Origin of the sequence: Yinghuangia aomiensis (genome assembly GCF_039542225.1) — a bacterium.
GTDB lineage: Bacteria > Actinomycetota > Actinomycetes > Streptomycetales > Streptomycetaceae > Yinghuangia > Yinghuangia aomiensis.
Genome location: NZ_BAABHS010000017.1, coordinates 55,640 through 76,519, shown reverse-complemented (window position 1 = coordinate 76,519; position 20,880 = coordinate 55,640). Strand labels below are relative to the sequence as shown.

General features: G+C 72.1%; 18 protein-coding genes and 1 riboswitch. Of the genes, 15 read left to right on the top strand and 3 right to left on the bottom strand.

Going from position 1 to position 20,880, the window contains the following annotated elements; all coding sequences use genetic code 11:
* Positions 1–215: 215 nt before the first annotated feature.
* On the bottom strand, positions 216–875 hold the full coding sequence (locus ABEA93_RS23555; RefSeq protein ID WP_345677704.1) for a hypothetical protein: 660 nt from the start codon (positions 873–875) through the stop codon (positions 216–218).
* Between the two features lie 352 nt (positions 876–1,227).
* On the opposite strand from ABEA93_RS23555, the gene ABEA93_RS42165 reads away from it, so the two are divergent.
* The 6 genes from ABEA93_RS42165 to ABEA93_RS23530 all read left to right on the top strand — a co-directional run bounded on the left by ABEA93_RS42165 (position 1,228) and on the right by ABEA93_RS23530 (position 9,121).
* The gene (locus ABEA93_RS42165) at positions 1,228–1,308 is read left to right on the top strand and encodes a putative leader peptide (RefSeq protein WP_423530623.1); all 81 of its coding nucleotides are present in this window, start codon (positions 1,228–1,230) and stop codon (positions 1,306–1,308) included.
* Between the two features lie 181 nt (positions 1,309–1,489).
* Positions 1,490–3,067 (top strand): ABC transporter substrate-binding protein, encoded by a 1,578-nt coding sequence (locus tag ABEA93_RS23550; protein WP_345677703.1) that lies wholly within the window; start codon positions 1,490–1,492, stop codon positions 3,065–3,067.
* Positions 3,068–3,074: 7 nt separating this feature from the next.
* Positions 3,075–4,019, top strand: a complete 945-nt coding sequence (locus tag ABEA93_RS23545; RefSeq protein ID WP_345677702.1) for an ABC transporter permease — start codon at positions 3,075–3,077, stop codon at positions 4,017–4,019.
* 4 nt (positions 4,020–4,023) lie between these two features.
* Entirely contained in the window at positions 4,024–4,902 is an 879-nt protein-coding gene (locus ABEA93_RS23540; RefSeq protein WP_345677701.1) for an ABC transporter permease, read from the top strand.
* Positions 4,899–6,779: a dipeptide ABC transporter ATP-binding protein gene (locus ABEA93_RS23535; RefSeq protein ID WP_345677700.1), complete on the top strand. Its 1,881-nt coding sequence runs from the start codon at positions 4,899–4,901 to the stop codon at positions 6,777–6,779. Before ABEA93_RS23540 ends, ABEA93_RS23535 begins: the two co-directional genes overlap by 4 nt.
* Before the next feature lie 8 nt (positions 6,780–6,787).
* Positions 6,788–9,121, top strand: coding sequence for an arylsulfatase (locus ABEA93_RS23530; RefSeq protein WP_345677699.1), 2,334 nt, complete (start codon positions 6,788–6,790; stop codon positions 9,119–9,121).
* A gap of 124 nt (positions 9,122–9,245) precedes the next feature.
* Here the strand turns inward: ABEA93_RS23530 and ABEA93_RS23525 are convergent, their stop codons facing one another.
* A complete protein-coding gene (locus ABEA93_RS23525; RefSeq protein WP_345677698.1) occupies positions 9,246–10,139 on the bottom strand; it encodes a TauD/TfdA dioxygenase family protein in 894 nt (297 codons plus the stop codon).
* A gap of 515 nt (positions 10,140–10,654) precedes the next feature.
* Positions 10,655–10,811: riboswitch (cyclic di-AMP (ydaO/yuaA leader) on the top strand.
* Positions 10,812–10,821: 10 nt separating this feature from the next.
* On the opposite strand from ABEA93_RS23525, the gene ABEA93_RS23520 reads away from it, so the two are divergent.
* The 9 genes from ABEA93_RS23520 to ABEA93_RS23480 all read left to right on the top strand — a co-directional run bounded on the left by ABEA93_RS23520 (position 10,822) and on the right by ABEA93_RS23480 (position 20,320).
* Positions 10,822–11,925 (top strand): C40 family peptidase, encoded by a 1,104-nt coding sequence (locus tag ABEA93_RS23520; RefSeq protein WP_345677697.1) that lies wholly within the window; start codon positions 10,822–10,824, stop codon positions 11,923–11,925.
* A 117-nt stretch (positions 11,926–12,042) separates the two neighbouring features.
* On the top strand, positions 12,043–12,405 hold the full coding sequence (locus ABEA93_RS23515) for an NADH-quinone oxidoreductase subunit A (protein WP_345677696.1): 363 nt from the start codon (positions 12,043–12,045) through the stop codon (positions 12,403–12,405).
* A complete protein-coding gene (locus ABEA93_RS23510; protein ID WP_345677694.1) occupies positions 12,396–13,676 on the top strand; it encodes a hypothetical protein in 1,281 nt (426 codons plus the stop codon). The genes ABEA93_RS23515 and ABEA93_RS23510 overlap by 10 nt, the downstream gene beginning before the upstream one ends.
* A complete protein-coding gene (locus ABEA93_RS23505) occupies positions 13,669–14,604 on the top strand; it encodes an NADH-quinone oxidoreductase subunit H (RefSeq protein ID WP_345677693.1) in 936 nt (311 codons plus the stop codon). The genes ABEA93_RS23510 and ABEA93_RS23505 overlap by 8 nt, the downstream gene beginning before the upstream one ends.
* 26 nt (positions 14,605–14,630) lie before the next feature.
* Complete coding sequence (locus ABEA93_RS23500) at positions 14,631–15,197, top strand: NADH-quinone oxidoreductase subunit J (RefSeq protein ID WP_345677692.1); 567 nt, start codon at positions 14,631–14,633, stop codon at positions 15,195–15,197.
* Positions 15,194–15,499 carry an NADH-quinone oxidoreductase subunit NuoK gene (nuoK, locus tag ABEA93_RS23495; RefSeq protein WP_345677691.1) on the top strand — a complete coding sequence of 102 codons (306 nt, stop codon included), beginning with the start codon at positions 15,194–15,196 and terminating at the stop codon, positions 15,497–15,499. Before ABEA93_RS23500 ends, nuoK begins: the two co-directional genes overlap by 4 nt.
* Positions 15,496–17,394, top strand: a complete 1,899-nt coding sequence (locus tag ABEA93_RS23490; RefSeq protein ID WP_345677690.1) for a proton-conducting transporter transmembrane domain-containing protein — start codon at positions 15,496–15,498, stop codon at positions 17,392–17,394. Before nuoK ends, ABEA93_RS23490 begins: the two co-directional genes overlap by 4 nt.
* 5 nt (positions 17,395–17,399) lie before the next feature.
* The gene (locus tag ABEA93_RS23485) at positions 17,400–18,905 is read left to right on the top strand and encodes a complex I subunit 4 family protein (RefSeq protein ID WP_345677689.1); all 1,506 of its coding nucleotides are present in this window, start codon (positions 17,400–17,402) and stop codon (positions 18,903–18,905) included.
* The gene (locus ABEA93_RS23480) at positions 18,902–20,320 is read left to right on the top strand and encodes an NADH-quinone oxidoreductase subunit N (RefSeq protein ID WP_345677688.1); all 1,419 of its coding nucleotides are present in this window, start codon (positions 18,902–18,904) and stop codon (positions 20,318–20,320) included. Before ABEA93_RS23485 ends, ABEA93_RS23480 begins: the two co-directional genes overlap by 4 nt.
* A 33-nt stretch (positions 20,321–20,353) precedes the next feature.
* On the opposite strand, the gene ABEA93_RS23475 is transcribed toward ABEA93_RS23480, so the two are convergent.
* On the bottom strand, positions 20,354–20,860 hold the full coding sequence (locus ABEA93_RS23475; RefSeq protein WP_425585058.1) for a MarR family winged helix-turn-helix transcriptional regulator: 507 nt from the start codon (positions 20,858–20,860) through the stop codon (positions 20,354–20,356).
* Between the last annotated feature and the right edge of the window lie 20 nt (positions 20,861–20,880).

Genomic DNA, 20,880 nt, shown 5'->3' with positions numbered 1-20,880 from the left:
GATCTTCGACAACCTCGTCACCACGACCGACGCGGGCAAGGTCCTGTACAAGCCCAAGGCCGCTCCGCAGGTGGAGACGGACGCCGGCAGCACCGTCGTCAGCGGCGGCTTCGTGGACGCCCCGGGCACCCTCGGAGACCCCAACCTGCCGCGGAGCCGTGGCATGCCCGTGCGCAGACGGCGAGGCTCGGTGCGTGTTCTCGCCGACGGCTCTGTCAGAAGACGGAGTAGGTGGACTTCTGCCAGATCGGTGAGTCCATGAGGTCGGTGGTCTCGGCGGAGGGCGGTGGGGCGATGGCGGCGGGCGCGTTGAAGGACGAGTAGTCCACGGTTGTCGAGCGAGGCCAGTCCTGGTGAAGCATCCGCCGGGGGAAGGCTCCGCCGTCCGCGGGGAAGACGAACTCGACCCGGCCGAGCGGGTTCGTGTATGCGAGGTGCCGGGTGCCGTCCGACTCGCGGCTCGGATTCCAGGTGATCCCCGGGGTTGTCAGGATGGGCGCGGGGTCCAGGAGCCGCAGCAGATCCTGGACCAGGATCTGCTTGTAGGGGACCTTCGCGTAGCCGCCGGACGCCACCGGGACGGGGAGGTCCGCGGTGATGGCCTCGTTGGTGAACCGCTTCCAGAACGCGGAATTGCCGCGGGCGTAGACACCCTGGCCGACCTCGATCAACTCGCCGTCGGCCCCCTCCGTGCCAGTGACATGTACGTCGAACGCCGTGGACGTGTCGAAGGTGAACGACGCGTCGACGGTCAGCACCGTGGGCTTCCCGTCGCCGCGGTCCTCGATGATGACGGCATGCGCGGTGAGCGAGGTCGCGGTGTTCGTGAGCCGGGCCGCTTCGTCCGCCAGTCCGCCCAAGTCCCGCTGGGACACGGCGGGGCCGCCCCCCTTGACGCCGGGTGCGGTGCCTTTCGTGCCGCAGGCCGAAATCGCGGCCGTGCAGGCGAACGCCGCGAGGGCGGCGCCGATGCGACGGCGCCGTGACCGCCGCGCCGGTCGACGGTTAGGGGTACGCACAGACAAGGTCGGACGGGGCATCGGCACTCCTCGGGCCCATGATTTGAGCAATTGCTCAAATCCTAGGGAAGCACACGCCGTTCCCAGGGGATCGGACAGGTACCGGCTCCGCTCCGGAGTGCCGCGCAAGCCGCGCCCGGCCGCACGGCGTCCCGGGCTTCCGGCTTCCGGCAACGGGGTGTTCACAACTCTCTGAGACAGTCGTGCCGTGAGTTCGCACCTGGCCCTGGTTTCGCGCCCCCACATCGACTTCTGTCGTGTCGCGGGTGCGCTCTGTGCCGCCTGCTGATGCCCGCCGGGCCCGCGCTCGTGCGCGGGCCCGCCGCTGATCTCGTTCGCTTCCCCTTGCCGTGAGCGCACGCATGCGCCGCCTCGGAAACCGCGGTTGACCGCGTCGTTCCGAGCGCTGCCGCGTGCGGGCTTTCCCGTGCGCCGATCCACCGCCTCGAACCACCCGGAGGAGCACCCTCATGTCTGTTCCCGCATTCGCCACCAGCCGCCGCACGGTGCTGCGCGCCGCCGGAGCGGGCGCCGTCGCGCTCGGTCTGACGGCGTGCAAGTCGGCGGTGGACGACCGGAAGAGCCAGTCGGCCGGGGCCGGTGGGAGCGCGGCGCCGAAGCGGGGCGGGACGCTGCAGATAGGCGCGCTGACCGACTTCACCCCGGCGCTGCTCTTCACCCAAAGCTCGTCGTTCTTCCTGCCGCGGCTGGTGTTCAACACGCTGACCGCGTACGACCCGAAGACCCTCGCCCCGCAGCCGCAGCTGGCGAAATCGTGGCAGGTCGCGCCGGACGGCACGAGCGTGGCCTTGCAGCTGAGAGAAGGCGTGAAGTTCCATACCGGACGGCCGTTCACGTCCGACGACGTCGTCTTCGCGCTCGCCAACCTCAAAGAACCCAAGCGCAGCGCGCAGTTGCGGGCAACCGCCGCGGTGGTCACCGACGTCGACGTGAAGAGCCCCACCGAGCTGACGCTGCGGCTGGCCCATCCGGTCAGCAACCTCTTCGACCTGTTCGAATTCATGATCATCCCGGACAAGGAGACGATCGACGACGCGCTCACCGGAAAGAAGCTCGTCGGCACGGGCCCGTTCGTGTTCAAGAGCTGGACGCCCGGCGCGTCCCTGTCGTTCGCCCGCAACCCCGACTACTTCGTGCCGGACCGGCCGTACTTCGACGGGGTCGAGGTGCGCATCATCGGCCAGAGCGACGCACTCGTCGCCGCGCTGCGCAGCAAGCAGGTACACCTCGCGCTCGGCCTCGGCGGCCGGGACCTCCAACCGGTCAAGGACGACAAGCAGTTCGCCGTCACGCAGTTCGACACCGGAAACGGCGCCTGGTACGTGGGCGCGAACGTCTCGGTCAAGCCGCTGGACGACAAGCGCGTACGGCAGGCCGTCTCGTACGCGGTCAACCGCGACCGCATCGTGCAGCAGGGCCTCGCCGGCTTCGGCCTGGCGTCGTCCGCGCCGTGGCCCAAGTCCTCGCCCGCCTACTCGGACGCGACCGCCAAGCGGTACGCCTACGACCCCGCGAAGGCCAAGGCCCTGCTCGCCGAGGCGGGCGCCGGGAACCTCGACCTGCCCCTGGCCTACCTGTCCTCGGCACAGCAGCTCGCCCAGATGGTGCAGTTCGACCTCCAGCAGGTCGGTATCAAGACCACGCTGGAGCCGCTGGACCCGGCGAAGTTCCAGACGCAGCTCATCGGCCAGACCATGCCCGCGCTGTGGGTCGGCGCGCACGGCTTTGCGCAACTGCACCCGTCGACACTCGCGGTCAGCGCCTATCCGTTCAACGAGGCGAAGAACACCTCGAAGTTCTCCGACCCGCGCTACACCGAGATCGTCCAGCGCGCCTGGCAGCAGGTGGATGCCGACAGCCCGACGGCGCGCGCGGCATACCAGGACCTGACCGAAGTGCTGCTGGACCAGCAGTTCGTCATCGACCTGGTCGTGCTGGCGCAGCTGTACGCCGCCACCGGCGACCTGCACGGCGTGACCCAGAACCAGTTCGCGTCCACCGTCCTCGACGACGCGTATCTGGCGTGAGGCCGCGATGACCGGCTACCTGCTGCGGCGGCTGCCCTCGGCGTTCGGGGTCCTGCTGCTCGCCTCCTTCGTGATCTTCCTCGTGCTGCGCGCGGTGCCGGGCGACCCGGCCGCGACGCTGGCCGGGTCCGACTCGTCGCCGGACGCCGTGGCGGCCATCCGGCACGACCTCGGCCTGGACCGCCCGCTGTTCGCCCAATACGGCACGTGGCTGGCGGACGCGGTGCGCGGCGACTTCGGCCGCTCCTACCTGATCGGCGGCTCGGTGTCCGACCTGCTCGGGCAGCGCATCGGCAACACCGTGGAACTCACGCTCGGCGCACTGCTGTTCGCCATCACCCTCGGGCTGGTGTGCGGGGTGCTGGGGGTGACCGTGAAGAACCGGATCGGCCAGACCCTGCTGTCCGCGTTCAACTCGCTGTCGCTGGTCGTCCCGGGCTACGTCACAGGCTTCCTGCTGGTGTTCGCGTTCGCGGTCACCTGGCGGGTGCTGCCGCCCGGCGGCCACGAGTCGATCCTCGCGGACCCGCAGATCGGCTTCCAATACCTGCTGATGCCCGCGCTCGCCCTCGCCCTGCCGACGGCGGCCGTCCTCGCGCGCTACGTCAAGGACGGCCTCGAACAGGCCCTCGGCGAGGACTACTCCCGGACCGCCAAGTCGCTCGGCATCCCGCCGCGCCGCCTGCTGTGGCGGCACGCGCTGCCCAACGCGCTGCCGCCGGTGCTGACCGCCCTCGGCATGCAGGTCGGCGTGCTGCTCGGCGGCGCGGTGGTCGTCGAGGCGGTGTTCGCGTGGCCCGGCCTCGGCACGCTCGCCGAACAGGCGGTGACCCGGCGCGACTATCCCGTCGTGCAGGCGCTGCTGCTGTTCCTCGTCGCCGTGTTCGTGGCCGTCCAACTGCTGACCGACATCGCGTACGCGCTGCTCGACCCGCGCGTGCGCCTGGGGTGACGCCATGACCGCACCTGCAACCTTCCTCCCCGGCCCCGTCCCGGCCGCGGCCGCCCGCAAACGCCGCGTCCGCAACCGCTACTTGCGCGGCCTGGCCACGCCGCGCGGCATCATCGGCCTCGCCCTGGTCGGCCTCGTGCTGGCGGCAGGCTTGGCCGCACCGCTGCTGACCTCCTACGACCCGAACTTCCAGACCGCGGACGCCCTGCTGTCCCCGGGCTCCGGCGGCCACCCGTGGGGGACCGACGAACTCGGCCGCGACCTGCTGAGCAGGCTCCTGTACGGCATCCGCGCCGACCTCCTCGTGGTGCTCGCCGGGGTGCCGATCGCGGCACTCGCCGGGTGCTCGCTCGCGCTGCTGGCCACCGCGCACCGCGCCGCCGACGTCGCCGTGCAGCGGCTGTTCGACCTCGTCCTGTCCTTCCCCGGCCTGATCCTAGGCCTGACGGTCACCGCGGTGATGGGCGTCGGCCGCGGCACCGTGATCGTGGTCATCGCGCTGGTCGAGACACCCGGGTTCGGACGGCTGCTGCGCGGTGCGATCCTCGTGCACCGCGACCGCGAGTACGCGGTGGCGGCCCGCGTCGGCGGCGCCGGCCCGCTGCGGCTGCTCACCCGGCACGTGCTGCCGAACGCCGCCGACCCGGTCGTCGTCCACTTCGCGCTGGCCATGTCCGTCGCGGTGATCCTCGAAGGCGCGATGAGCTTCATCGGCATCGGGATCCGCCCGCCCGAAGCCGCCCTCGGCGCCACGCTCGCCGCGTCCCGGCCCTACCTGGAGGACCACCCCGCCTATGCGCTGGGCCCGCTCGTCGTCATCACGGCGCTCGTGGTGGGCCTCAACCTGATCGCGGAGGCACTGAACCGAGGAGCCCGACGATGACCATATCCGTGGACAAGCCGCTCCCGGCCGTCCCCGAAGCGCCCGCCGCCGCACCCCTGCTGCGCGTGCGCGACCTGCACGTCTCCTTCGACACGGAGCGCGGGCCCGTGCAGGCGGTACGCGGCGTCGGCTTCGACCTCGCCCGCGGCGAAACCCTCGCCATCGTCGGCGAGTCCGGCTCCGGCAAGTCGACCACCGCGCTGGCCCTGAACCGCATGCTGCCCGCCGCGGGCCGCATCACCGGCGGATCCGTCGTCCTCGACGGCACCCTCGACCTGGCCGCCGCCACCGAAGCCGAGCTGCGCGACATCCGCGGCGCCCGCATCGGCATGGTGTTCCAGGACCCGATGACCTCGCTCAACCCGCTGCTCACCGTCGGCCGCCACCTCGACGAGGCCATGCGCGCCCACGGCGTCGACCGCCGCCGCCGGACCGCCCGCGCCACCGAACTCCTCGACCTGGTCGGCATCCCGGAGCCCGCCAAGCGCATGCGCGACCACCCTCACCAGTTCTCCGGCGGCATGCGCCAACGCGTCATGATCGCGCTGGCCCTCGCCAACGAACCGGACGTCCTGCTCGCCGACGAGCCGACCACCGCGCTCGACCCGACCGTGCAGGACCAGATCCTCACCCTGGTCGAGGACCTGGGCCGCGAAACGGGTACCGCGACCGTGCTCATCACCCACAACATGGGCGTCGTCGCCCGCTCGTCGGCGCGCGTGATGGTGCTGTACGGCGGACGCGTCGTCGAACACGGCCGCACCGCCGACGTGCTGACCGCACCACGCCACCCCTACAGCATCGGACTCCTGCGGGCCGTCCCGCGTCTCGACGCGCCCTACGGCACCCGCCTCGAAGGGATCCCGGGGACACCTCCCGACCTGTCCGCCCCGCCCGCCGGCTGCGCCTTCGCCGACCGCTGCACCCTCGCGACCGACCGGTGCCGCGACGAGCAGCCGCCCGTCCGCGACACGGCGGGCCGCACGGTGGCCTGCTGGGTCGACGACGCGGCGCTGCGGCTCACCGCGGCGGCATCGAAGGCGGTTGCCGACGTTCCGCGGACGGCCGCGGCCGACGGGAAGGCCGAAGCGCAGCCCGTCCTCGCCGTCGCCGGACTCGGCAAGGTGTTCCACTCGCGCCGGAACCGCGTGGTCGCGCTGGACGACGTGTCCCTGGAACTCCGGCGCGGCGAAACCCTGGGCGTGGTCGGCGAGTCCGGCTCCGGCAAGTCGACGCTCGTCCGCACCCTCGTCGGCATCCACGCGCCGACGTCCGGCCGCATCCTGTTCGAGGGCCGCGACCTCACCAAGCCGGGCCGCGCCGAACTGCGCAACCTGCGCCGCCACGTACAGATGGTGTTCCAGGACCCCTACGCGTCGCTCAACCCCCGCATGACCGTCGGCGCGATCATCGCCGACCCGCTCGTGTCCCAAGGCATCGGCACCGCCGCGGACCAGCGCCGCCGGGTCGCCGAACTCCTGGAACGCGTCGGCCTGGACGCGGCCGCCGCCGACCGGCACCCGCGCGACTTCTCCGGCGGCCAACGCCAGCGCATCGGCATCGCCCGGGCCCTGGCCCCGAAGCCGTCGGTGCTCATCTGCGACGAACCGGTGTCCGCACTCGACGTCTCGGTCCAAGCCCAGATCGTCAACCTGCTCGCCGACCTGCAGGCCGAACTCGGCCTGTCGATGGTCTTCATCGCCCACGACCTCGCCGTCGTCCGGCAGATCTCGCACCGCATCGCCGTCATGCGCGCCGGACGCGTCGTCGAGACCGGACCCGCCGAAGAGCTGTGCGCCCGCCCGCGCCACCCGTACACCCGCGACCTGCTGGCCGCCGTGCCCAGCCCCGTCCCCGCCGCCGCGGCCGCCGCCTGAGGAGCCCCGTGACCACGAACCCCGACCCCCGCCGCCGCGACCCGTACGCCGAATTCCCCGGGCGCGCCGGACGCACCTTCGCCGCATCCGAAGCCGCATGGCCGCCACACCGCACCGCGCGGCCCGGCGCCCCCAACATCGTCGTCGTCCTCATCGACGATATGGGCTACAGCGACATCGGCCCCTTCGGCTCCGAGATACCGACACCCACCCTCGACCGCCTCGCCGAAAACGGCCTTCGCCTGACCAACTACCACACCATGCCGCTGTGCTCACCGGCCCGCGCCGCGCTGCTCACCGGCCTCAACCCGCACCGCGTCGGCTACTCCTTCGTCGCCAACGCCGATCCCGGCTTCCCCGGCTACGCCATGGAGATCGCCGAGGACATCCCCACCCTGCCGCAACTCCTCCACGACGCCGGCTATGCGACCTTCGCCGTCGGCAAGTGGCACCTGGTCCGCGACTCCGCGTCCAACGCCGCCGACGACCGGGCCAATTGGCCGCTGCAGAAGGGCTTCGACCGGTACTACGGCGTCCTCGAAGGCCTCACCAGCCTCTTCCACCCGCACCAGCTCGTCCGCGACAACAGCCCGCTCGACATCGACGAACTCCCCGACGACTACTACTACACCGACGACATCACCGACGAAGCCATCGGCATGATCACGTCGCTGCGCGCCCACGACGCCGACAAGCCGTTCTTCCTGTACGTCGCGCACAACGCCGTGCACGGGCCGCTCCAGGCGAAAGCCGACGACATCGCCCGGCACCGCGGCCGCTACGACGAGGGCTGGGACCGGCTCCGCGACACCCGCTTCGCCCGGCAGATCGCCGACGGCCTCTTCCCCGCCGACACCCGCCTGCCGCGCCGCAACTTCGAACGCGGCCACGAAGTCGGCGCCTGGGACGACGTCCCCGCCGACACCCGCGAGCTGTACGCCCGCTACATGGAGGTCTATGCGGCCATGGTCGACAACATCGACCAGAACCTCGGCCGCCTCACCGCCACCCTCGAAGAACTCGGCGAACTCGACAACACCATCATCGTGTTCACCTCGGACAACGGCGGAACCGGCGAAGGCGGCGCGGAAGGGACCCGCGCCTACTTCAAACGCTTCGTCCACCACCCCGGACTGCCCGAGGAGTGGAACGGCGACGTCGACCGCGAACTCGACCTCGTCGGCGGCCCCCGCAGCCTCGTCCACTACCCGCGCGGCTGGGGGATGGCCTCCAACACCCCCTTCCGCCTCTACAAGGGGCAGACATACGCGGGCGGCGTGCGCGTGCCGTTCGTCGTCTCCTGGCCCGCCGGCCTGCCGCGCGACGCCGCCGACGACGGGATCCGGCCGCAGTACCAGTACGTCACCGACGTCCTGCCCACGCTTCTCGGACTGGCCGGCCTGGAACACCCGGCCGAGCGGCGCGGCGTACCGACCCAGGAGCCGGACGGAGTGCCGTTCACGTCCGTGCTCGCCGATCCCGCCGCGGAGTCGACGCACCTCGAGCAGTACAGCGAGATGACCGGCAACCGCAGTTACTACCGGCACCCCTACAAGCTGGTCACCCAGCACCAGTTCGGCGCGGAGTACGACGACGGCGAATGGGCGCTGTACGACATCGTCCGCGACCCCACCGAGATCGACGACCTCGCCGCGGACCGTCCCGATGCGGTCAAGGAGCTGTCGGCGGCCTGGGAGGCCGCCGCCTGGCGCAACGGCGTGTTCCCGCTTGCCGACGCGAGCGGGGCGCTGGTGCTCCGGCACCCGGACGAAGAGCTGCTGCGCCGTCCGGTGCGCATCCTCGCGGGTACCCCCGAACTGGAGCGGTACCGCTCGGCGAAGCTCGTCTCCTTCCGCGACTTCGAGGCGGCGATCGCGATCGCCCGGCACGGTGCGGACGATGCCGGCGTGCTGCTGTCGCACGGCGACCAGGGCGGCGGCTACAGCGTGTACGTCGAGGACGGGCGCCTGTGGTTCGCGTACAACGAGTACGGCGTCCTCCACGAGATCGACGCGGGACCCCTCGCCGCGGGACCGCACCTGGTCACGCTGCGCGCCCGCACCCGCCCCAGGTTCCGCTGGGACTTCACGGTGGCCGTCGACGGCACGGACGTGGCCTGGCTGGAGGGCGTGCACCTACTGATCGGCATGGCGCCGCTGCAGGGCATCAGCGTCGGCGTGGACCGCAAGTCGCCCGTGTCGTGGCCGGTGTACGAGCGGCACGGCTCGTTCCGGTACACGGGCACGCTGCGGGCGGTCACCTACACGCCCGGACCGAGTGCGGCCTACGACCCCGAGACGGTGATCCGCACGCTGCGCGAGGCGGCCGCGACGTACGAGTAGGACCTGGATCGATCCGCGGTGCCCGTGGGCTGCCGCGGATCGATCGCTTTTCACCGCCAACCCTGAGTGGGGCGCCGGGATTTCGTCCCGGCGCCCCACTCGTTTGTCCGACTCGTTGCCCGGCTCAGTTGTCGGCAGGCCGCGGCTTGACCGCCACACTTGCCCGGCCGTCGACGCCCACCGGAACGTCGCCGTCCACGGTCGTGCGGTGCAGCACGCGGCGTGCCCCGCCGAAGTCGGACACGGCACGGTGCTGCGTCGCCCGGTTGTCCCAGATGGCCACGTCGCCCTCGCGCCACGACCAGCGCACCGTGTTCTCCAACCGGGTCACGTGGCCCTGCAGCAGGTCCACGAGCAGCCGCGAGTCCTCGCGGGAGTAGCCGACCAGCCGCTGGACGAACCCGCCCAGCAGCAGCGTGCGTTCGCCGGTGACCGGGTGCACGCGCACCACCGGGTGCTCGGTCTCGTACACGGTGGAGGCGAAGACCTCCAGGTACCGCTTGAACGCCTCCGGGTCCTTGTCCGGCGAAAGGCCGGCGTAGTCGTAGGCGTTGGTGTGGATCGCCCGGAGTCCGTTCGCCAACTCCTGCAGCGCCGGACTGAGTTCGTCGTAAGCTGTGGCGGTGTTGGCCCAGACGGTGTCGCCGCCGTGCGACGGGATGTCGATGGCGCGCAGGATCGACGCCAGCGGGTAGGCGGGTACGAAGGTGACATCCGTGTGCCACTGGTCGGCGGCGCCGCCGTACTCGCTGGTGATGGGCAGGACGTACTGCCCTTCGGTGTTGACGGTCGGGTGGCCGATCGGGGTCCCGAGCAGGCGCGTGAAGGCGAGCTGGATCTCGTCGGTCAGGTGGTCCTGGCCGCGGAAGAAGACGACCTTGTGGGCGTGCAGGGCGTCGCGCACGGCCTGGACGGCGCTGGGGTCGAGGTCCCCGGAGAGGCGTACGCCCTCGACGACGGCGCCGATGCGCCCGGCAACCTTGGTGACGGTGATCTGGTCGAGCGTGGATGCGGTCATGACTGATCGGCCCTTTCACAGGCGGACGTCGGGAAACCCGACGAAGACACGGATGGCGGAATCCCCAGCCCGCAAGGGCCCGGCAGGGGATGGCGGCACGCGCGACCGCCGCGCCACGGGCGCGGTGACAACCGAACGGGACGAGCGGGCAACGGAGAAGAACCGGCCCGCACATGGCGGCGCGCGTCGTTCAGCGACAGTGCGCGCCGGGGGGCACCGGCATGTGGGAAATGCGGTGGCGACTGATCACGTGTCGATTCTGTGCGGCGCCGAAGGCAGGCGTCAATTGTGAACAGCAGGGCAAACAGCAGTATTTGATGGAGAAACGGGCAATGCCGCTGGAAACGCGAAACGTGGGCGTCACAAGTGGGTTGAGCGGGTGTGTCGGGGTGAACGGCCGCGGCGGAGCGCGCACTTGCGCAAGCCGGGCAGACCATTTGGTTGTACCTGATCGTGATCATTAAGGTTTGGTCTCGGGCGACCGCCGAGTCGTCCGCCTTGACCGGGGCGGACAGCGGGCGCCTCCGCCGAATCCGGCGAGGTCTCCCCGGGCCGAGCCGGAGCCGGGGAACCACCGTTCCTCGGGGTGAATCGGCGCGGTCCGCCGCGCTGTAGGGCCTCCTTCCGGCCCGAACCCGTCAGCTCACCCGGTAGGCGGCCGAGGAAGAAGGAGGCCGCCCGAGTGCCGTCCCACCGACGGCTCAAGAAACCGAGCAAAGCGCGAATAGGTGTTGTCACCGCCGCGGCCGCAACCGCGGTCGCCCTGTCCTCCGGCGTGAGCCACGCCGACCCGGCTCCTTCCAAGGACCAGGTCAAGGCGCAGATCAACGACCTCCAGCACGAGGCGGAGATCGCCACTGAGGAGCTGAACGGTTTCCAGGAGGAGACCGAGCAACTGCAGAGCCAGGTCGGCGAGATCCAGGACCGCATCGCCCAGGAGCAGTCCGACCTCATCGCGTTGCAGGACGGCATGGGCGCCCTGGTGAGCGCGCAGTACAAGAACGCGGGCATCGACCCGACGCTCGCGCTGCTGCTCTCCGAGAACCCGGACGACTACCTGCGCAAGGCTGCCCAGCTCGACCAGATCACCGCGCACCAGGCGGAGGTGATCCGGCAGATCCAGGCCAAGAAGCGCTCGCTCGACCAAGAGCGCAGCGAAGCGTCCCGGAAGCTCGGCCGGCTGGAGGACACCCGCAAGAACCTCGAGTCGAAGAAGACCGAGGTCGACGCGAAACTCCAGAAGGCGCAGCAGCTCCTCAACACGCTGAGCGCGGCCGAGCGCGCCGCGCTCCTCGCCCAGGAGGGCCACGGCGAGGACACCCGCGCGTCGCGCGACGACACCCGCACCCCGAACACGCCGGGCTCGACCGCGGGCGACAAGACGGACAGGGCGGACAGGGCGGAGAAGGAAGCCCCGCCGGCGAACGTCCCGGCGAGCGGCCGTGCCGCCGCCGCGATCGCCGCGGCGAAGGCGAAGCTCGGCAAGCCGTATGTGCGCGGCGCCACCGGCCCGGACTCCTTCGACTGCTCGGGCCTGACCGGCTTCGTCTGGCGCCAGGCCGGCGTCTCGCTGCCCCGCACCTCGCAGGCCCAGGCGGGCATCGGCCCGAACATCCCGAAGAGCCAGGTGCAGCCGGGCGACCTGATCATCTACTACGAGGGTTACTCGCACGTCGCGATCTACATCGGCAACGGGCAGATCATCCACGCGCCGAAGCCGGGCACCAACGTGCGCACCGCGCCGTGGGACTCGATGCCGATCACCAAGATCGTCCGCCCGTCCTGACCTCGGCGCCGCGGCCGACCGGGACTGGAGTGTCCGGGTCGGCCGCGGCGTCATTCCTTGGTGGGCCCGGTCCGCCGGTGACCGCGTGTCACGTCGGGCGTTCCGGATAAAACGGGCATGATGGCCGCCGTGAGTGTCTGGGAGCCGGCCCTGGTGCTGCTCGGCGTGGCCGTCGCCGGGGTCGCCGCGGTCTACGGGATGAACACGCTGTTGAGCGCGCAGCGGTCGCCACTGGCATCCCCGGCGTTCTCCGGCGGCGTACCGCCGCGCGAGCACGCCCTGTCCCGCTTCCATGTGCGCTGGTACGCGGTGACCATGATCTTCCTGGCCTTCGACATGGAGATGCTCTTCATGTACCCGTGGGTCAGGACGGTCCGCGAGGTGGGGACGCCGGCGGTCGTCGAGATGTTCCTCTTCCTGGGCATCCTCTTCGCGGCGGTCGTCTACGCGTGGCGGGAAGGCGCCCTGCGGTGGGCCTGAGCACGCGGCTTCGCGCGGCGTCGGCGCGCCGTCCGGCCGTCCTGCCGGTGACGCTGCCCGGCGCGACCCGCCAGCGCCTCGCACTGGAGGCGGAACTCGGCGCGCACGGACCGGGGTTCGCCGACAGGCCGGCGGCGGCATCGGCCCTGGTGGTCTGCGGAGTGCCGGGTGCGGGGCACCACGACGTCCTCGCCGCGGTGTGGGCGGCGGTGCCCGGGCCCAAGGCGTACGCGGTGGTCCCGCATGCGACGAGGGTCGGCGACGCGTTGGCGGACGTCCGCCGGGACTTGGCGGCGGGCGGGGACGGCCCGGGGCCCGTCGACGTCGCGAAGCACGGCCACACCGAGCACGAACACGGCCACGCGGAACATGGCCACGCGGAACACGGTCAGGAAGACGGCCACGCGGAACACGGCCATGCCGAGCACGGTCAGGAACACGGCCCAGAACACAGCCGAGAACACGGCCACGGCCACGGCCACCATCACGGTGGTCTCGTCGCCGGGCTCCCGATGGCCGATCGCGCCGACGACCGCGACGGGCTGCGGCTGGACCGCCTGCACCTGACGCTCGGTCCGGCGCTGCCGGACTGGCCCACGGGACTGCTGGTCGACGTCGCGCTGCAGGGCGATGTGATCCAGGAAGCCGCCGTGCGCTGGTGGGCCTCCGAGCCGCCGGCCGACCTGCCGTTCTGGACCGAGCCGTGGCTGCAGGCCGCGCACGGCCTGCCCGTCCCGGAGGGCGCGGCCGCGCGCCGGTCCTGCGCGGCGCACCTGGACAGCCTTGCCCGGCTGCTCTCGGTCGCGGGCCGGCCGCAACCGGCGGCCCGCGCCCGGCGCTTGCGCGACGCGCTGCTCGGCGGCGCCGCGGCGGTGACGGTCGCTGCCGAGTTACCCCGGCTCGTGCGTTCCGTCCGCCGTTCGGCGGCGTTGCGCCATCTCACCGCCGGGATCGGCGAACTTCCCTCCCCCCAAGCCGAATCGGCCGGGCTCATGGGACCCGCCGCAGCCGGCGACGTGCACCGTCGGGTGCTGGCGTGGTTGGACGCGATCGAGGCCGCCGCGGCGCGTCTCGACGACCGGAACCCGCTGCCCCCCGACGCGGCGGACGGGCCGCGCGGCCGCCTCGACGGACGCCCGCCGTCGCAGGCCCTGTTGGACGTCCTCCCCGGCCTGCTGGCCGGCGCCGAGTTCGCGTGCGCCCGGCTGATCGTCGCGAGTCTCGATCCGGACGTGGACGAGGTGCTCGGCATGGCGGCGGCCCATGGCTGACACGGCACCGCTCGGGGCGGTCCTCGCCGTGCCGTTCGCCCTGGCCGTGCTCGCGACCGCGGCCGCGGGCTTCGACGCCGTGCTGTCCGCGCGGGCCGAACGCGGCAGCGGGGGACGGGCGTTGCGCGAGGCCGCGGCGCCCATGCGGGAAAGCGTGCGGCTGCTCGGGCAGCAGCGGCGCCGGACGAACGCCGCGGATCCGCTCCTGGGCCGCCTCGGTATCGCCCTGGTGCCGGTCGCCGCGGTGCTGGCGGCGGCGGTGCTGCCGTGGGGGTGGGGTGCGGCGACGGACCCGGCGGTAGGCGTGGTCTGGTTCAACGCCATGGAGGCGCTCGCCTGGGCGGCGGTGTGGCTCGCCGGGTGGGGTCCGAACTCGGCGCTGTCGCTGATCGGCGGATACCGCTTCCTGGCCCAGGGGCTGGCGTACGAGCTGCCGCACATGTTCGCCCTGACCACCGCGGCGCTCGGCGCGGAATCCCTCGGCGTGGGCGACGTGGTCCGTGCGCAGCAGGGGCTGTGGTTCGTCGTGTGGATGCCGGTGGCGTTCGTCGTCTACCTGCTCAGTGCGATGGCGATGGCGTTCTGGGGCCCGTTCGGCCAGCCGCTGGGGCGCGACCTCGCGGGCGGTGCGGTGCTGGAGTACAGCGGCGCCGACCGGCTCCTGCTGATGGGCGGCCGGTGGCTGCTGTTCGCGGTGACCGCCGCGTTCAGCGTGCCGCTGTTCCTCGGCGGCGGCAACGGGCCGCTCCTCCCGCCGTGGCTGTGGACGCTGCTGAAGACGGCCGCGGTGCTGGGGCTCCTGGTCGCCGGACGCCGCCTGGTCCCGGCGGTGCGCATGGAGCGCTACATGGAGGTGGCCTGGATGGTGCTGGTCCCGCTGACGCTGCTGCAGGCGCTGGCCGTCGCCGTTGTCGTGCGGAACCGGTAGGGGAGCGGAAGGGAGCGAGACGAAGGATGCTCGGCGACACCGTGTTCTGGGTGCTGTCCGTGGCGGCGGTGGTGAGCGGGGCCATGGTGTTCCGCTTCGACTCGATGCCGCGGGCGACGTACGCGCTGCTGCTGTCGCTGCTGTGCGTCGGCGGTCTCGTGATCCAGCTCGGCCTGGACTACCTCGGCGTGGTCGTCATCCTCATGATGACCATCGAGATGGCCATCATGGCGGTGTTCATGGTCATGTTCATGATGAACCCGGCCGGCCTCATGCCGATGTCCATGGTGCACAACACCAAGGGCGCCGCGGCCGTGTGCGCGGGCGTGTTCGCCGCGCTGGCCGTCGGCATCCTGCTGGCGCCGTGGCCCGGGCGCGCCGGGACGATGCCGGACGCGGACCCCACCAAGGCCCTCGGACTGGCCCTGATGGGGCCGCAGATGCTGACCATGATGACGCTGGGCGTCACGCTGTTCGCGACCATCGTGTCCACGGTCGTGCTGGCCACCCGCCGCGGCCGGTACGACCGGTTCGGCGACGATCTGCGGACCAGGCCCGCCGACGACCCGGTTCGCGGAGGCGTCGGCCGGTGAACCTCGAACTGTTCCTCCTGGTCGCCGCCGCCCTGTTCAGCGTGGGGTTGTTCGGGGCGCTCACCCAGCAGTCGATCGTCATGCTGATGATGGGCCTGGAGCTGATGATCGGCGGCGTGATCCTGGCCGCCGCGGCGATCTGGCACTACATCGCACCCGCCTCCTCCGACGGGCAGGTCCTGATCGTGCTCGCGGTGACCGTGATGGCGGTCGAGATGGCCGTCGGGTTCGCCGTCGTCACCGCGCTGTTCCGGCAACGCGAGGTCGACATGACCGACGAGGCCGCGGAGTTGCGCGGGTGACCGCGCTGCCGTGGGCGCTGGTCGCGGTCCCGCTGACCGCCGGTGCGCTGCTGGCCGGGGCCGGGGCCGGGGCCGGGGCCGGACGCCGCGGCGACCGGTTCGCGCCGGGCGCGGCGACGGCGGTCGCGGCCGCGGACACCGTCCTCGCGGTCGTCGCCGCCTTCCGGCATCCGCACACGGCCGTGCCTTTCCTGGAAGGCGCGCCGTTCGGCCTGGCCGTGGACGGGCTGTCCGGACTCCTGGTGGTGACCGTTGCCGCGGTCACGACAGCCGTCCTGATGTTCGCCGTCCACGACATCGGCCCCGACGAAGCCCGCTGCCGCTTCTTCGGGCTCATGCTGCTGTTCAGCGGCGCGATGCTCGTGACCGTCACCGCGACCACACTGCCCGCGCTGCTCATGGGCTGGGAGGTCATGGGCGCCACCTCGTGGGCGCTCATCGGGTACTGGTGGCGCGAGCCCGTCCGCGTGCGTGCCGCCTACACCGCCTTGATCACCACCCGCGCGGCCGACCTCGGCCTCTACCTCGCCTTCGGCGCCGCCGTGGCGGCCGGGGGAGGGACGGCACTCGACCGGCTGGCCGGCGCGCCGAGCCCGTGGCTGCACGTCGCGGCGGGCGGCGTGATCGCGGCCGCGCTCGGCAAGTCGGCGCAACTCCCGTTCAGTTTCTGGTTGTCGAAGGCCATGCAGGGTCCGAGCCCGGTGTCCGCGCTGCTGCACTCCGCGACGATGGTGGTGGCGGGTGCCTATCTGCTCATCCGGGTGCAGCCGCTGCTCGGCGCGACCGGGTGGGCGGACGACACGGTGGCGTGGACCGGCGTCGCCACCGCCCTCCTGCTCGGCCTGGTCGCGGTGGCGCAGACCGAGCTGAAGCAGCTTCTGGCGGCGTCGAGTTGTGCGCAGATCGGCTTCATGGTGCTGGCCGCGGGCGTCGGCTCCACCACCGGCGGCACCTCGCAGCTCATGGCGCATGCCGCCGCCAAGAGCCTTGCCTTCCTGGTGGCGGGACTCTGGCTCACGGCACTCGGCACCCAGAACCTCGCCCGGCTGCGCGGCGCGGCCCGGCGGCAGCGCGCGGCGGGTGCCGCGCTCACCGTGGCGGCATTGTCGTTGGCGGGCGTTCCTCCGCTGTCACTGTGGGTCGCCAAGGACACCGTGCTGGCGGCCGCGCTGGAGAAGGAACCGGCGCTGTACGCGGCGGGGTCGGCGGCGGCCGTGGTGTCGGCGGTGTACGCCGTCAAGGCGCTCTGGTACGTGTGGCAGCCCGCGGCCCAGGAGTCTTCGCCGCAGGAGTCTGCGTCTCAGGGGCCTGCGTCTCAGGAGAACGGCCGCCTGCCGCTCGCGGTCGCCGTGCCGTTCACCGTCCTGGCCGTCGCCTGCGCCGCCTTGTCCGCCGTCGCGCTCCCGCCGGTCCACGCCGCATTCGCCCGCACGCTGGACGCCGTCGGCGAACCCACCGCGGCGGGCTGGGAGTACGCGCTCAGCGGGGCCTTGGCGGTGGCGACCTCCGGAGCCGTCTGGGCCTGGGCCGACCGGCACCGCCGCGCGCGGGCGTCGTCCCCGGCCGTCCTGCACGACTGGCTCGGCCTGGAAGCCGCCGCGCACGCCGTCGCGGTCGCGCCCGTCCGGGGCATGGCGGCCTGGGCGGCCCGCTTCGACGACCGGGTCCTCGACCGCGGGACCGAGGTACTCGCGCACGGCACCGTGCGGCTGGCCGGTGCCGTCAACCGCCGCCTGGAAACCGCGATCGACGGATCCGTCGGCGGCGTCGCCGCGGCCTGCCGGGCGCTGGGGCGGCTCGCCCGGCGGCCGCAGACCGGGCAGCTCCACCAGTACCTCGCCCAGGCCGTCGCGGCGTTCACGCTGCTCGCCGTCGTCTTCGTTCTCGTGAGGTGACCGCGGTGCTCACCGCCCTCGTCTTCCTGCCCGCCGCCGTCGCGGCCGTCCTGGTGTGCCTGCCCGCCCGAATCCCGCGGTGGGTGGTCACGGCCGTGTGGGCCGGCACGGCCGCCGCGGTCCTGGTCCTCACCTGCATCATGTGGGGCCACTACGCCGACGACGGCGGCATCCAGTACGAGACGCAGGCGCGCTGGATCCCCAGCGTCGGCATCAGCTACCACGTCGGCGTCGACGGGCTGTCGCTGCCGCTGATCGCGGTGACCGCCGTCCTGTTCCTCGCCTGCGCCGTCTTCGCCGCGCGCCGGAACCACCGCATCCGCGACTTCGCCGCCCTGTTCCTGTTCCTGGAGACCACCTGCCTGGGCTTGTTCGCGGCGCTCGACCTCATCGTCTTCTTCGTCTTCTTCGACCTGTCGATCGTCGCGATGTACTTCGTCATCGCGGGCTGGGGCCACGCCGACGCGGCCCGCGCGGCCCTGAAGTTCTTCCTCTACACGTTCATCGGATCGCTGGCGCTGCTGCTCGGCTTCATCGGCCTGTACCTGGCCGCGGAGCCGCACACCTTCGACATGGTCGAACTGACCCGGCAGGACCCGCTGGCCGGGCGCACCGCCTACGGGGCGCTCGTCCTGCTCGCCGTCGCCGTCGGCCTGGCCGTCAAGACGCCCACCGTCCCGTTCCACACCTGGCTGCCGCCCGCCCACACCGAAGCACCCGCGGAAGGATCGGCGATCCTCGCCGGGGTGCTGCTGAAGATGGGCACCTACGGATTCCTGCGGATCGCCCTGCCGATGCTGCCGCAGGCATGGCGGTCGTACGGCCTGGTCTTCGTCGTCGTCGGCGTGGTCTCCGTGCTCTACGGCGCCCTCGTCGCGCTCGCCCAGACGAACTTCAAGCGCATGGTCGCGTATACGTCGGTCAACCACATGGGCTACATCCTCCTGGCGATCGGCGCAGCCGCCGTCACCACCGCCGACACCCGGGCCGCGCGGCAATTGGCCGTCACCGGGGCCACGTACCAAATGGTGAGCCACGCGCTGCTCACCGGCGCCCTGTTCCTGCTCGCGGGCGTGCTCCACGAGCGCGGCCACACGTACACCATGACCGCCTACTCCGGGATCGCCGCGCGGGCACCGCTGTTCGCGGCGCTGACCGGACTGGCCGTGTTCGGGTCCCTCGGCCTCCCCGGATTCTCCGGCTTCATCGCCGAGTTGCAGATCCTCGCCGGCAGCCTCGACCCGAGGCCGCTCGCCGCGGGCTTGGCCGTGCTCGGAATCCTGCTCACGGCGGCCCTGCTCGTGCGCGCCCTGCAGGGGATGTTCCTCGGCCCGCTGCGCCTCCCCGGCGGTCCCGGCGCCGCGCCCGCGTTCCCGGACCTGCACCGCCACGAAGCCGCGGCCATCGTGCCGTTGCTCGGGCTCGCGGTCGTCCTGGGCCTCGCTCCCCGCTTCCTGCTCGACGTCGTCGAGCCCGCGTCGCACGGCGTGCTGGAGCTGCTCGCGCGATGACGGGAATGAACGAGAACCCGGCCGAGCTGCTGCCCGAGATCTTCGTCGGTGCCTCGGCCCTCGTCGGGCTCCTCCTCGGCGCCTGGCTGCCCCGCCACCGCCAATGGCCGGGCGCCGCGCTGGCGGTGATCGCCTGCACGGCCGGGCTGGCCGCCGCCGGGGTCGCGGCCGCGGACACCCCGTCGACGGTCTTCGGCGGCGGCTACGCGATCGACGCCGTGTCGTCGACCGTCCGCATCGTCGTCCTCGGCGGCACCCTCGCCGTCGTCCTGCTGGGACGACCGTGGTTCCGCGCCGACCTCCGCGAGACCGAGTTCTACGTGCTCGTCCAACTCGCCGCGCTGGGCGCCCTCATGCTCGGCGGCGCGCACGATCTGCTGCTGCTCGCCGCCGCCTACCTGCTGGCGAGCGTCCCGGTCTACACCCTGGTCGGCTTCCGCAAAGACCGGCCCGGCACCGAAGCCGCGCTCAAGTACTACGTGGTCGGAGCGGCCCTCGGCATCCTCTTGCTCACCGGCATCACCGTCCTGCTCGCGGCAGCGCGCGGCACCGCCTACCCGGCGCTCGCCGCGGCGTTCCCGACCGCGCCGGAAGGGCTCGTCGCGGCCGGTGCCGTGGGCGTGTTCGCCGGTCTGACGTTCAAAGCCGGCGCCGTCCCCGCGCACTTCTGGGTCCCGGATGCGGTGCAAGGCAGCACGCCGCCGGTCGCCGCACTGATCACCACGCTGCCCAAGATCGGGGCGCTCGCCGCCTTCTACCGGTTCGCGGCCGAGCCGCTCGTCCCGTCGACCGTCCCGTGGCCCGAACTGGTCGCCGCGCTGTCCGTCGCGGCGATGAGCCTGGGGAACCTGGCGGCGTTCTTCCAGACGGACGCCAAACGGCTGCTCGCGTACTCCAGCATCAGCCAAGTCGGCTACCTGCTCATGCCGATCGCGGTCGCCGGCCGGGCCGACAACGCGCAAGAGGCCCTGCTGTACTACCTGGCGGCGTACGCCGTCACCAACCTCGGCGCCTTCGCTGTCGTCTGCGCCCTGCCGCAGGCCCGCACCCTCGACGACTACCGCGGCCTCCTCCGCCGACGCCCCGCCCTCGCGCTCGGTCTGGTCGTCTGCCTGCTGGGCCTCGTCGGCACGCCCCCGACGGCGGTGTTCCTCGGCAAGCTCGGGATCTTCACCGCCGCCGTCGACGGCGGCTTCGCCTGGCTCGCCGTGGTCGCCGCGGTGAACACGGTGGCCTCGCTGTTCTACTACCTGCGCTGGATCCGCCCCGCGGTCTCCGGCCGCCCCGGTCCGGCGACCGCGGCGGTCGACCGGTCCGCCGCGGTGCTCGCCTACGTCCTCGCGGCGGCATCCGTCGCCCTGGGGATCGCCGGCGAACCCGTCCTCGACGCGCTCGGCGGGGCGCTCGGGCGATGACCGGCAGCACGGCCGCGCACGGCCGAGGGGCGATCAGTCCGCGTCGTCGCCCGCGTTCGCGTCGCCCACCCGCGGCCAGGGCCGCCCCACCAGGTCCTCCACCCGCCGGTTGAACCGCAGCAGGTAGTCGGCGAACCGTGCGACGTCCTCGGCGCTCCAGTCCTCCAGGACCTTCTCCAAGCCGTTGACGGTCGCCGAGCGTTCGTGGTCCAGCCGCCGTTCGCCCTCCGCCGTCAGCCGGAACTTGCGCGCGATCCCGCCCTCGTCGTCGGGGATGCGCTCCAGCAGCCCGTCGCGCTGCAGCGCCGCGGTCTTCCGGTTCAGGGTCGACACGTCCAGCCCGAACGCCTCGCTGAGCAGGCGCAGCGACATCGGCCCCTGGATGCGGAGCCGGCTCAGGAGCACATACGAACTGCTGTCCAGGAAGCCCTCGTCGCCCTTGGCGCGCGCGGTCATGATGAAGTGCCGCCCGAGCAGCATCGTCTCGTATTCGACCAGCTGCGTCGGCTTCTCCGTGTCCATGTCCGTGTCCATGTCCATGTGCGCCCCTTTGCCTCCCC